The 13,154-nt window shown below is 69.6% G+C and carries 6 protein-coding genes and 1 pseudogene; 3 read left to right on the forward strand and 4 right to left on the reverse strand.

Annotated elements, in window-relative coordinates:
- Window positions 1–150: 150 nt before the first annotated feature.
- Together ABTZ59_RS33895 and car are read left to right on the forward strand one after the other, a co-directional pair.
- Window positions 151–1,812 (forward strand): carbamoyltransferase N-terminal domain-containing protein, encoded by a 1,662-nt coding sequence (locus ABTZ59_RS33895; RefSeq protein ID WP_351423388.1) that lies wholly within the window; start codon window positions 151–153, stop codon window positions 1,810–1,812.
- A 64-nt stretch (window positions 1,813–1,876) separates the two neighbouring features.
- Entirely contained in the window at window positions 1,877–5,266 is a 3,390-nt protein-coding gene (gene car / locus ABTZ59_RS33900) for a carboxylic acid reductase (RefSeq protein ID WP_351423397.1), read from the forward strand.
- A gap of 10 nt (window positions 5,267–5,276) precedes the next feature.
- Here the strand turns inward: car and ABTZ59_RS33905 are convergent, their stop codons facing one another.
- The 3 genes from ABTZ59_RS33905 to ABTZ59_RS33915 all read right to left on the reverse strand — a co-directional run bounded on the left by ABTZ59_RS33905 (window position 5,277) and on the right by ABTZ59_RS33915 (window position 8,226).
- Window positions 5,277–6,812, reverse strand: coding sequence for a GMC family oxidoreductase (locus ABTZ59_RS33905; protein WP_351423402.1), 1,536 nt, complete (start codon window positions 6,810–6,812; stop codon window positions 5,277–5,279).
- A gap of 203 nt (window positions 6,813–7,015) precedes the next feature.
- On the reverse strand, window positions 7,016–7,834 hold the full coding sequence (locus tag ABTZ59_RS33910; protein ID WP_351423405.1) for a hypothetical protein: 819 nt from the start codon (window positions 7,832–7,834) through the stop codon (window positions 7,016–7,018).
- 5 nt (window positions 7,835–7,839) lie between these two features.
- The gene (locus ABTZ59_RS33915; protein ID WP_351423408.1) at window positions 7,840–8,226 is read right to left on the reverse strand and encodes a hypothetical protein; all 387 of its coding nucleotides are present in this window, start codon (window positions 8,224–8,226) and stop codon (window positions 7,840–7,842) included.
- A 67-nt stretch (window positions 8,227–8,293) separates the two neighbouring features.
- On the opposite strand from ABTZ59_RS33915, the gene ABTZ59_RS33920 reads away from it, so the two are divergent.
- On the forward strand, window positions 8,294–12,721 hold the full coding sequence (locus ABTZ59_RS33920; protein ID WP_351423411.1) for a CHAT domain-containing protein: 4,428 nt from the start codon (window positions 8,294–8,296) through the stop codon (window positions 12,719–12,721).
- Between the two features lie 278 nt (window positions 12,722–12,999).
- Here the strand turns inward: ABTZ59_RS33920 and ABTZ59_RS37475 are convergent.
- Window positions 13,000–13,101 (reverse strand): annotated as a pseudogene (locus ABTZ59_RS37475) (IS982 family transposase); the annotation flags it as partial.
- Window positions 13,102–13,154 lie beyond the last annotated feature (53 nt).

Raw genomic sequence — 13,154 nt, forward strand, 5'->3', positions numbered from 1 at the left:
CAAGTACGTCCAGTACATGGGCGATCCTCCGCCTTGCGATGCACGGCACCAGACGCCGCGGGCTTATCCGCGAAGATCGACCGGACAGGACCTAGTCGCACGTGCAAAAAATCCAGGCCGCCATGCGGCCAGAAAGGTGTGGCTGACCACATGCGCATATGCGGGATCAAGGCATCGCACGACGGCGGGGTTGCCGTCATCGACAATGGTCGCCTTCTCTTCAGCTACGAGATCGAGAAGCTGAACAACGGCGAACGCTACAGCTCCCTCGGAGACCTGGAACGCGTGACCGAGATCCTCGCCGCGGAGGGTCTGGCACCCGCCGACATCGACCAGTTCGTGGTCGACGGCTGGTACACGAAAGACGCCGGGGGAGAGACCGCCGTCAGCGTCAACGCCGGCGGCCTGCCGGTACATCTGCGAGTCGCACCGTATGTCGAGAGTCCTCGCGACGACGGGCCGCTGCAACGCCACACCTTCAGCGGCCACGGCTTCGACAACTACGCCAGTTACACCCACGTCGCCAACCACCTCATCGGCACCTACTGCTCCAGCCCGTTCGCCGCCAGGGACGAGGACGCGTTCGTCGTGGTCTGGGACGGCCTGGTCACCCCCCGCCTCTACCAGGTGCGGGCCGCGACCCGTGAGGTGACCTTCGTCGAGACCCTGATGCCCGTCTTCGGAGGCAGCTTCGCGGCCTTCTGCTCGCGGTTCGAACCGTACGTGCTCAACACCGACGACGTGACGTCGGACACGTACATCCGCCAGCACCTCTCCGTCGCGGGGAAGGCCATGGCCTACGCGGCCAAAGGCCGGGTCGAGACCGGTGCCTTCGCCGTCTTCGACGACCTCATGGCCGAGTTCCGCGACCTCCCCGTCGACAAGGTGGGCATGCTGGGCGACAAGGTCGCCGCGAACCGGGACGAGCTGATGCCGGGCCTGTCCAACGCGGACCTCATCGCCACCTATCAGGGCTACATCGGCCACAATCTGCTCGAACGGCTCACCTCGGCGGTGCGGAGCCGCTTCCCGGACGGCGGCCACAACCTTGTGCTCGGCGGCGGCTGCGCGCTCAACATCAAGTGGAACAGCGCGATTCGGGCCAGCAACGTCTTTGAGGAGGTCTTTGTCCCGCCCTTCCCCAACGACGCGGGGGCGGCGATCGGCACAGCGGCCTGTGAGATGTTCCGGCGCGGCCGGACCGCGCTGGAGTGGGATGTGTACAGCGGACCGCGGATCACCACAGGCACACTTCCCGACGGCTGGCGGGCACAGCCCTGTGACGAACGGCAGTTGGCCGCCCTTCTGCACGCCGAGGGCGAACCGGTGGTCGTTCTTTCTGGTCGGGCGGAGCTGGGCCCGCGCGCTCTGGGCAACCGGAGCATCCTGGCGCCCGCGACCGACACCCGGATGAAGGACCGGCTCAACGACATCAAGAACCGCGCCTCGTACCGGCCCGTCGCGCCCATCTGCCTGGAGGACCGCGCTCCGGAGGTCTTCGCCCCCGGCACCCCCGACCCCTACATGATCTTCGAGCACCGTATGCGGCCCGGTTGGGCCGAACGCGTCCCGGCGGTCGTTCACCTGGACGGCACCGCTCGGCTCCAGACCATCGCGTCCACCCAGGACACCGACGCCGCCCGTATCCTCGCCGCCTACGCGGAAATCAGCGGAGTACCCGTGCTGTGCAACACGAGCGCGAACCTTGAGGGACGGGGTTTCTTTCCCGACGTCGAGTCAGCGGCCAGGTGGGGCGGGACTCGTTACATCTGGTCCGAGGGGACGCTTTATACGAACCCCCGCGTGGGGTAGTGACAGACCGACAGGAGGGCTGTCCCCAGACAAGTCCGCCCACCTATGCGACGCGGAGATCTCAGTGCGACTCGCGCAAGTAATGGCACATGCCCTTGAGCGCTACCAGGACCGGCCCGCTGTCGGTGAGCGTGCGAGGGAGTTCGTACGGGACGCCCGTACCGGGCGCGTCTCGGCCCGTCTGCTGCCGCGCTACGAAATGACCACCTACCGGGAGCTGTGGAGCCGTACCCGCGCGGTGGCGAGCGAATGGCACCATCATCCGCGGCGTCCTCTCGCCGCGGGCGACCGGGTGGCCCTCCTCGGCTTCACGAGCCGGGACTACGCGACACTGGCCCTGGTGTGCGGTCATCTGGGTGCCGTCAACGTTCCGTTGCAGATCAGTGCGTCGACCGAGAACCTCACGTCCATCATGGCGGAGACCGAGCCGCTCCTCGTCGCCGCGAGCGTCGAGCGACTGGACGCCGCGACCGAGCTGTCCCTGCGCACGCCCTCGGTCCAGAGGCTGATCGTGTTCGACTACCATCCGCGCGCCGAGGACCAGGCGGAGCGATTCGCCGCCGCCCGCGACAGCCTGGCCGCGGCCGGACGGGACGTCGAGGTCGTCGCCCTCTCGAAGGTTCTCGACCGCGGCGCGGACCTGCCCGAGGCTCCGCCGTACATACCGGGCGACGACGAGGATCCCCTCTCGATGCTCATCTACACCTCGGGGAGTACGGGAACGCCGAAGGGCGCGATGTACACCGAGCGGCTGGCCAGGGTGATGTGGGAGGACCGGGCGAAGCGGACCGGCACGGACATAGTCACCCTCAACTACACGCCGTTGAGCCATTTCGCCGGCCACTTCCTGCTGGTGAACGCACTGGCGCGCGGCGGCACCAGCTACTTCACCGCGGGCAGCGACCTGTCGACGCTCTTCGAGGACATCGCTCTCGTACGGCCCACCGAGCTGTATCTCGTACCGCGCGTATGCGAGATGCTCCACCAGCTCTACCAGAGCGAGCTGGACCGGCGGACCTCCGCGGGCACCGACCCGGAGCGGGCCGCGACCGAGGTACGCGAGCAGCTGCGCGAGGAGGTCCTCGGAGGGCGCGTCGGCAGGGCCAGCTGCGGTTCCGCGCCGCTGTCCACCACCCTGACCGAGTTCACCGAGGCCGTCCTCGGCGTTCCCCTGCACATCATGTACGGCTCCACGGAGGTCGCGGGCATCGCCGTCGACGGTGAGTTGCTGTGCCCGCCGGTGATCGACTACAAGCTGGCCGACGTGCCCGAGCTCGGCTACTTCCGCACCGACGTCCCGCACCCGCGCGGCGAGCTCCTGCTGAAGGCCGACGGCATCCCCGGCTACTACCACCAGCCCGAGCTGACGGCGGATCTCTTCGACGACGACGGCTACTACAGGACCGGCGACATCGTCGCGGAGCTCGGTCCACGCCGTATCGCCGTCGTGGACCGCCGCAAGGGTGTCCTGAAGCTGTCCCAGGGCGAGTTCGTCGCGATCTCCCGGCTGGAATCGATCTTCGCCGCCTGCCCGTTGGTGCGGCAGATCTTCCTCTACGGCAACAGCGAGCGCTCCTACCTGCTCGCTGTCGTCGTGCCCACCCCGGGGGCCCTGCGGCGGTACGGGGACGACCGGGAACGCCTCGGACAACTGCTGAGCGAATCGCTCCAGCGGATCGCGAAGGACACGGGCCTGAATTCGTACGAGATCCCCAGGGGTCTGCTGCTCGAAGCCGAGCCGTTCAGCCAGGCCAACGGCCTCCTGTCGGACCAGCGAAAGCTGTTGTGGCCCCAGCTCGTGGAGCGTTACGGCGAACGACTGGAGCATCTGTACGCCGAGATATCCGCCCACGAGACCCAGGAGTTGCTCGACCTGCGCCGCACGGGCGGCGACCGGCCGGTGCTGGAAACGGTCCAACTGGCCGCGCGGGCGCTGCTGATGGGTTCGCCGACAGAGGTGAGTCCCGCCGCGCGCTTCCGGGACCTCGGCGGTGACTCGCTGTCCGCGGTGTCACTGTCGAACCTGCTGTACGACACCTTCAGTGTCCGGGTGCCGGTCGACGTCATCATCAGCCCCGCGCACGACCTGCGACAGCTGGCCGCCTACGTCGAGTCCAAGCGCACGGCCACCGGGACACGGCCCACCTTCGCGTCGGTGCACGGCGAGGACGCCACCGAGGCGCACGCCAAGGACCTCATCCTGGGCCGGTTCATCGATGCGGCAACTCTCGACGGCACCCGCCACCTTCCGCGCCCTGCCGGGGAGCCGCGCCGCGTTCTGCTGACCGGCGCGAGCGGATACCTGGGGCGCTTCCTCGCCCTTGAGTGGCTCCATCGGCTGGCCCCGGCCGGCGGCAAGTTGACCGTCGTGGTCCGAGGCAAGGACCCGGACGCCGCCGGACAGCGACTGGCCGACGCCTTCGGCAGCGACGACTCCGAACTGACGAGTACCTTCGAGGAGTTGGCCGCAGAGCACCTCGAAGTGCTGGCAGGAGACATCGCCGAGCCGAGGCTCGGCCTGGACGAGGCGACATGGGAACGGCTGGCCGGTGAGGTGGACCTGATCGTCCACGCGGGCGCCCTGGTGAACCACGTGCTGCCTTACCGCCACCTGTTCGACGCCAACGTCCTCGGAACCGCGGAGCTCATCCGGCTGTCCCTGACCAAACGGCTCAAGGCGTTCACGTACATCTCCAGCGTGGCCGTGTCCAGGTCCCGGAGGGGACAGCCACTCGACGAGGACACCGACGTGCGCGCCGCGCTGCCGGTCCAGCCCGTCGACGACGGGTACGCCGGCGGGTACACGACGAGCAAGTGGGCGGGGGAGGTGCTGCTGCGGGAGGCGCACGACCTGTGTGACCTGCCGGTGACGGTGTTCCGCTCCAACATGATCCTCGCGCACAGCCGGTACATCGGGCAGCTGAACGTGCATGACATGTTCAGCCGACTGCTGTTCAGTCTCCTCGCGACGGGCCTGGCCCCGGACTCCTTCTACCGGACCGACAGTGGTAAGGGGCCGCGGGCCCACTACGACGGCCTGCCCGTCGACTTCACCGCGGCATCGGTCGTCGCGCTGGGACGGAGCACCTCCAGGTACCGGACCTTCAGCCTGGTGAACCCGCACGACGACGGCATCTCACTCGACACGTTCGTGGAGTGGCTCATCGAGGACGGCCATGGTATCGAGCGGATCGCGGGCTACGGTGACTGGCTCGTCCGCGTCGAAGCCGCCCTGCGCAACCTGCCGGAGGCGCAGCGTCAGTACTCCATCCTTCCTTTGCTGCAAGGCTTCCAGGAACCGGAAGCCGCTGTGCCCGGTTCGGACGTTCCGTCGGCCCGCTTCCGGGAGGCCGTCCATGAGGCCGGCCTGGGACCGGACCGGGACGTGCCGTGCCTGTCCCCGACCCTCATCCGCAAGTACGTGACGGACCTGCGGCGCTTGATGACCACCTGAGGCGGTGGCATCAGGACCGAATGAGTTCAGCGGCCCGTTCGGCGACAGCCAGGACAGTGGCGTTGGTATTCGCTGCGGGGAGCGACGGCATCACCGACGCGTCCACCACCCTGATTCCCTGCACACCGTGCACCTTCAGGTCCGAGTCGACCACAGCCTGCGATCCCGTTCCCATCGCACACGTGCCGGCCAGGTGGAAGTAACTGCCCGTCGCGAGTTTGACATAACTCCGCATATCGCTCACGGTTTCAAGCGGGTGGCCGAAGGCTTCCTCGCCCTGGCGCAATGAGGCCAGGGAATCGGCGCGGCCAAGAGCCAGAGCGGCGCGGAGGCCGACGACCATGCGGTCCAGATCACGAGATTCGCTGTAGAGCCCCAGGTCGATGAGCGGAGCGGTGGCCGGGTCCGGGCCGGCCAGCCGCACCGAACCCCGGCTCTCGGGTCGCATGAACGAGAAAGCGATGCAGTAGCCGTTCGCACCGGAGAAGGTCCAGGATTCACTGCCCCAGGGTTCGAGCTTCGCGGCGGCGTCCCGGACCGGCAGAAGCATCGGCACAGCGATGAGCTGGAGATCAGGCTCAGCGGTCGCTGAAGTGCGGGTGAGAATGTGCGGCGTGTACGGACTGGCCGCCGGGACAGGGGCCGACGTGGCGAACCCGACATGCGCGTAGGTGTGGTCCTGGAGATTACCTCCGACGCCCGGCAGATCGTGAACGACCTCGACCCCTGCTTCGCGGAGATGAGCGGCCGGACCGATCCCGGACAGTTGGAGGATGTGAGGTGTCCCGACCGCCCCGGCGCACAGAATGACTTCGCGGTCGGCTCCCGCCCGGACACTTTGGCCGTCGACAACGTACTCGACACCGACGCAACGGCGGTCTTCCATCAGCAGCCGATGGACCGTGGCGTCCGTTGTCACGGTCAGGTTGGGGCGTTGCTGGACAGGCCGCACGTACGCATCCGCCGCACTCTGGCGTTTCCCCCGCACCAGGTTGATCTCTGTCGGTGCCACTCCCTCCGATTCAGCACCGTTCCCGTCAACGAGACTCTTGTACCCGGCCTCTTCCGCCGCGGTCAGGACTGCGCCGTAAAAGGCGTCGCGGGAAAGCGGGGTCGGAGGCTCAATCACCATGGGGCCATCAGTTCCGCGCCACTGGGTATCCATTCCCGTGGTCTGCTCGCTCCGGCGAAAGGAGGCCAGCAAATCCTCGAAACCCCACCCTTGAGCCCCGGATTTCCCCCAGGCATCATAACTTGAGCGGTGGCCACGTATATGGTACGAGCCGTTGATGGAGCTGGAACCGCCCAGCGTCCGTCCGAGTGGAATGGGCACCGTCACATCATCCAGATTTTCCTGCGGCACGCTGGTAAAGGCCCAGTCGAAACGGCTTCCCCATAGATCGGCAACGCCCTTTTCGTCGCCTGGCCGGTCACTTGACCCTGCCTCCAAGAGCAGGACGCTCACAGTGGGATCCTCGCTCAGTCTGGCCGCCATAACGGACCCAGCCGTGCCCGCTCCGACCACAATGTAGCGGTATTTCTCCACAGCAAACCTCCATGCTCAGTGACACCAAGTGCCCTTTACCATCACCAGAAGCGCGCTGTGTGGACTATATAACTCGCCCCCTGTACTCCAGTCTGGCTTTGCTCAGGTCGTTTTCGCCGGAGGCCCGTGGTACCGGGATGAAGCCCGCGCCGAGGAGCGGTGCGCATGGGCGGCGTCGCTGTCGGACTCTCCACGGTTCCTGCTCATGGCTGCGCGCGCGGCTGCTCCGTCTCGCGCAGCGTGAACGCCGCCTCCGTCGTACGGCACAGCGCCTGCACCGCATGACGCAGCGAGCGCCAGGAAGCCAGGCAGAGGAGCATGCCGAAGGGGGCCGCGGGCCACCACCAGGCGCCGAGCACCGTGAACGCCGCGCTCCAGGCGAGGGCCTCGCAGGCCGCGTCATAGGCGTCGCGGGCCTCGGTCAGCGCGGCGCGGGGCTGGTCGGCCGCACCGAGCAGGAGAGTGGTCCAGCCGCCGACGACATCGCCGCCGGACTCCCGTCCGACGTTCTCCTCGGTGAGGCGGAGGCGGTCGCCGGACCAGGTCGGTGACCGCGGCCGCCCGCCCGTTCTGGCCCGGGCGGCGCGCGCGTCGAGCCGGTCGGCGCGCAGCGCGTGGCCGTCGGCGCGGGCCCGCACGGACCGCCTGGCCAGCACATCCGGTTCGACCCAGCGCCGTACCCGCCACTTGGTCACTCGTCGGCCGATCGGCATCAGCCACCACGGCCAGGCCCCGGACGCGAGAGAGCCGATCGCGGCCGCCGCGTAGGGGACCACGAACGCGGTCCCCACCACCGGCACCGCGACGAGCACGAGCGAGGCGATGGCGTCCGCGGAGAAGCCGCCGCCCGTCCGCAGCGCATCGGCGATCCGCTCCCGCGCGAGGGCGATGTCGTTCCAGTGGGCATGCCCCAACTCTCCGCCGCCGACGACCGCGACGACGACGAACAGCGCGGCGGGCAGCAGCCGCCGCAGGAACCAGCCGTCGGGTATGCGCTTTTGCAACTCGATGAGCAGCCCCACCGCGTTCAGCCGTCCACCAGGCGCATCGGCCCTCCGGCCAACTCACAGACCGGTGTGACGGCCGCCGCCCGGTCGCGCAATTCGACCCGGGCGCAGCGGCTCGTGGGGCAGACCCAGCCCACCGACCGCGGGGTTGGGGCACCGGGCCAGTCGCCGACGCTCATGGTGGCGGGAAGTCCGAGCCCGTTCGGGACGCCGGCCGACTCGACCGCGTCGTGGAGCGCGCGTACGGCGTCGCGCCACTCGGCACCGGCCGGATCGGCGTCGCGCACGACCGGGAAGGCCGACTCCCAGACAGCGGAGGAGACGAGCGTGCGCAGCTCCTCGACGTTGCGGCACAGGTATTCCACGGCGTTCTGGTACACACCGCGCGCCTTCGCCCCGTCTCCCATCTCCGCCTCCCGTGAAGTCCCGATAACTACCTCTACCTGACAACCGATCAGACTAATGTAGGAGGCGATGTCCGAGCTTCGGGAACGTGTGGTAGAACGCCTGACCACGGCGCACAGCACCGGCGACGCCACGCCTCTGCGTGCCCAGGAGGCGGTGGCCGACGCGCTGGCTTTGCTGGGTGAGGCGGCGCCGTCGCCCGAGGGTCCGGTCGATCTCGGAGCGGTGGCAGCCGTGTTCTGGACGTTCTGGGGCCGTCACCAGGGTCCCGAGGACCCGGAGGCCGCACAGAACATCGGGGTCGGGGTCGCGGCCTTTGGCTTCCTCTGCCCGCGCCTCACCGAGGAGGCCGGACTCCCTGAATCCCTGAAGGAGAACTTCGACCCCACCGACCCCTCCCACGAGGCACGGTTCGCGCACCTGGTGGGCTCGGTGCATGCCGACGTCGCGGTGAACGGAACACCTCACGAGCGGGCGGCGGCGCTCGACCGCGCGCTCGCCTGGTCGGACGCCGCTGTCGAATTCGTACGCGCCGACGACCACGTGGGTTTCGTCGAACTGGCCATCTACGCACACGATGTGTGGATGACCCGATTTCAGACGGAGGCCGACCCGGACGGGCTGGTCGCAGCCGCCCGCTACGGACGGGAGGTGTGCACGCGGCTGACCGTCGAACCAGGCCTGTTCGACCCCGACGGGGCGCGGGCCGCGGCCGCGGCCTGTCTGCGCACGGTCGTGGACTGCGCCCGGCTGCTCGGCACCCCCCGGCTCTCGCAGGTCGAACGACTGGTCGCGGTCGTACCGGATGACGCCCTCACCCCGGAGACCGCGGATGGGCTGCGGTTCCTGCGGAGGCTGGACGCCCAGCCCGTCACCTGGCCCGGTGAACGCGATCTGCGCGTCGGTGTGGCGATCGCCGACGCGGGCGTCGCCGAGCAGGACGCGGGCCGTGTCGCGTGCGGCGTACGCCGGCTGCGGGCGGCCCTCGACGACACCCCGGCCGGCCACCCCGAACGTGCCGCGGTCACCGTCGCCCTCGGCCGGGCGCTCGCCGCGCTCGCGCGGGCGTGCGACGACGCCGACGCGGCCCTGGAGGCAACCGAACTGCTCGCCTCGGTCGGGGCCTTGAGCGACGAGCACAGCGAGATGCTCGCCGCGTACCGGGAGTTCGAGTCGTTGAGCGAGAGCGACGATCCGGACGCCACGGAGCGGGCCGCGTCGCTGCTCGACCGCTTCGTCGCGTGGCAAAGGGAGCGTGCCGCCCGCGAGGGCGGACAGATCGACCTTGACCTCGAAGTCCTCTCGCTGGCCGCCGGATTCGAGCCCGACGACAGCGCCGACGAACGCATCGATCGCTACCGCTCCGGCCTCACCGCCCTCCCGGCCGATCACCCGAACCGGCATGCTCACGTCGCGGTCCTGGCAGCCCTCACCGGGCTGCGAGCCGAAGCCCTGCGCTCCAGTGCGCACGCCCGCGCCGGAGAGCTGGACGTCGAGTCCCGCGAGTTGACGCAGGAGACGCTCAACGAAGCTCCGGCCGGCTTCCCGGCTACGGACCTACTGCGCCGCGGACTCTTCGAGGCCGCGTTGCCCGTCGCCACCCTCGCCATCACGGCGGACATCACGCGGGACAAAGACATGCCCGACGAACTCCGCCGGACACTCGCCCAGTTGTCCCGGTTGGCCGATGTCCGCCTCGACAGCCCCGAGCACCACGACTCCGACATCGCGATCCTCCGGGAACTCCTCGACGCCACGGACGAGGACGATCCCCAGCTGCGTCGGCACCTGGCGGGGGCCCTCGGCGCAGCCCTGTCCGCCGGCGCCGCGGAACGGCCCGATCCCGCCGTCCTCGAAGAGGTCGTACAACTGCTGCGCTACGCCGGTGCCGACTCCGGCGACGGGCCCGGTGGTGAGTACGATCGGATGCTTGCCGACGCTCTCACCGTGCTGTCGGCGGGCTCCTTCGACGTGGAAGGCGCGCGTGAGGCGGCGGCCCTGCTCGCCTCGGCGCGCGGACCCGCCTCGCTGACTGCGGAGGAGGTGACCCTTCAGGACGGCGCGGGGGTGACCCGGACCGACCGGGAGGTGCTGGCAGCACGCACGGAGTTCCACAACGCCCTGCATATCTACCTGTTCGGCCATGAGCCCGCGCAGTTGGAGCGGGCCCGGCGCATCGCCCACCGGCTGCGGGAGATCACCCGTGCCGGGGCGATCGACGCGGCGGACCCGCCCTGGTACGACCTGATGGGCGACGCCTACGCCGACTTGGTGGAAACCGTGGGGCCGGGGGGCGGCCCGCGGCCCGACCTCGACGACACGGTCGTCGAACAGTGCCGTAGGACGTTCGAGGCATGCCCCGCCGGACATCCGATGCGGCCCATGGTGACGATGACGCTCGCCGGGGTCTTGATGCAGCGCGCCGCCACCCTGCGCACCAGCGAACCGGAGCGATCGCGGGCGCTGCTCGCCGAGGCGCGGTGTCTGGAGGGCGTCCTGAGTGAGGCGATGCCGGACGGGTCGCCGATCGACATGGCTGGTGTGATCAGCCCGTTCATCGACCTCATCGGCCGGGGCCGCCTCCCGGAAATGTCCACCACGGACGCCCCCGGTCCCGCACCCCGCCCGGCGGTCTCCGGGACGGACCACGCCCCCGAACCGGCACCAACGGGCAGCGGCCCGTTCGGACTGCTCTCAGTTGTCCGCGACTCCCTCCTCTCCCGTCTCGACGGCCATGCACCCCCCGAGGGATGGAACAACTCCGCTTTTCCCGTCTGGATGCGTGCCCACGGCGAGATCGGGGCGGCGGCCGGCGCGCTCGGTCGCAGGGAGCCGCGAATCGACCTGGCACTGGCGCATCTTGACTCGGCCGTCGAGGCGATGGCGGGGATCACCGATCGGGGCAGCGACCAGACGTCCGCCGAGCACGGTCTGTCGACCTTCGAGGGCGACATCAGGTCGATCGTCGAACTGATCCTGTCCACACTCGAACTGCGCGAGTCCGCCGAACAGGTCGCCGAGCGGGCGCGGATCCTGGAACAGGGCGTGCGGGCGCTGGAGGCGGGACAGATGCCCGACCTCGATGGCCTCCCCGCTCTGGACCACACGGTCCGGGGCCCCGACGTGGCCCGTACCGCCGAACTGCTGGAACGCGGCCGAGGGCTGCTGCTGGCGCGCCGCATCGAGGCGCGCGCCGACATCGGCGATCTGCAGGCCGCGCATCCCGAACTGGCCGAAGAGTTCGAGCGGTTGACCGACCGGATCGACACACGGCCCGAGTCGGCCGCCGCCGGGGCCGCCGAGTGGGCCCGGCTCGCAGGCCTGCGTGCGTCCAACGAACTGGACGATGTCGTTCGGCGCATCCGTACTCGGCCGGGCTTTGAGGACTTCCTGCGGCCGCTGTCCGCGGCGGAGTCCATGGAGCTCGCGGCCGAAGGCCCTGTCATCGTCCTCAACCACGGCAAGCGCTACTGCCACGCCCTCGTCGTCACCCAGCGGTCGGTCACCGCCCTGCGCCTCGACCCCGAGGCCGACGAGATCACCGACGCGGCGCGCCGGCTGCGCGATGCCGTCGACGCCATCAACGCGCAGGGCACGTCCCGCCCTTCCCCGCTTCAACTCGTGGCAGCGGGCAAGGAAGTCCGCGAGATACTGGCGTGGGCCTGGCACAGGATCGTGCGCCCGGTCCTGGACTCCGTCGGGGCGGTGGAACCCGTCCCGCGCCACGGCGCGTGGCCGTGTATCTGGTGGGTGCCGACGGGCCCGTTCAGCGCCTTGCCGTTGCACGCGGCCGAGTGCACGGCGCCCGACTGCGTCGAGGACGGCTGTGGTGCCGCCCTCGACGCCGTGGTCTCGTCGTACGCTCCCGGCCTGCAGACTCTTGCCTACGCGCGAGCACGCGCCCGGCAGCGCGACACGGCCGACCACGGCGGCGCCTTGCTGGTCGCCGCGCCCGAGGACGATCTCCCCGGCGTGGCGGCGGCAGCGGCCCATGCGGCCGAACTTCTCGGCGCCCAGGCGCCGTTGATCGGCCCGGCCGCCACCCGCGAGGCTGTGCTCGCCGCGCTGCACGACGCCTCGTGGGCCCATTTCGGCTGCCACGCGGCGACAGACCCGGCGGAGCCCTCCGGCGCCCTGCTGCACCTGCCCAGCGGCGAGCCGGTCTCGGTCCTGGAGATCTGCCGGGTCCGCCCGCGTTCGGCACGGCTCGCCTTCCTCGCCGCCTGCGGCACCGCACGCACCGCCGAACGTCTCGTGGACGAGGCCATTCACATCACGAGTTCGTTCCTGCTGGCGGGCTTCCCGACGGCGGTCGGCACGCTGTGGAAGATCGACAGCACGTACGCGGACCATATGACGCGGGACTTCTACCGCCGTACGACTGCCCCCGACAGCCCCGGCGCCGCGCGCGCCCTGCACGACACCGTCCGTCAGTTACGACGCGGCATCCCGGAGAGGCCACACATCTGGGCGGCTTACGTGCACGCGGGGGCGTAGGCACCCCTGGCAGGAACAGGATCGGGGCGGGGGAGTACCGTCGAAGAGGGTCGAGTTGGCCTGGATCGCCCTGTCCCACACACGATCTCTGGCCGAGTCATCCTCGGGTGACAGCGGTGCCGCTTCGGTCTCCGCCAGATGAAGCCGTTGAACATCTGTGAGCTGCTCCGGGATGTCCGTGAGCGGCTCGTGTGGGACGACGGGATCGGCGGCCGCACGGAGTGGGCAAGTCGCGGAGACCCGTGGCGGGCCCGCGAGTACCCGAAGCGGTGCTATGTGTCGTCGCTCCGCACGGAGGTGGTGGTGGCCATGTTCCGGTTGACGTTTCGCGTCAGACCGGCGGCCTTGCGCAGCGCCTTGTCGTAGCCGGGCTGTTGGGAGACGCTCGCCGACGCGAAGAAGCTGTGGGCCTCCCTGGTGCAGTCCGCTGACG

Origin of the sequence: Streptomyces sp. NPDC094034, from assembly GCF_040303865.1 — a bacterium.
Classification (GTDB): domain Bacteria; phylum Actinomycetota; class Actinomycetes; order Streptomycetales; family Streptomycetaceae; genus Streptomyces.

Coding starts and splice junctions, on each gene's coding strand:
- ABTZ59_RS33895 (WP_351423388.1), top strand. CDS start 151: ATGCGCATATGCGGGATCAAGGCATCGCACGACGGCGGGGTTGCCGTC.
- ABTZ59_RS33915 (WP_351423408.1), bottom strand. CDS start 8,226: ATGGGAGACGGGGCGAAGGCGCGCGGTGTGTACCAGAACGCCGTGGAA.
- ABTZ59_RS33920 (WP_351423411.1), top strand. CDS start 8,294: ATGTCCGAGCTTCGGGAACGTGTGGTAGAACGCCTGACCACGGCGCAC.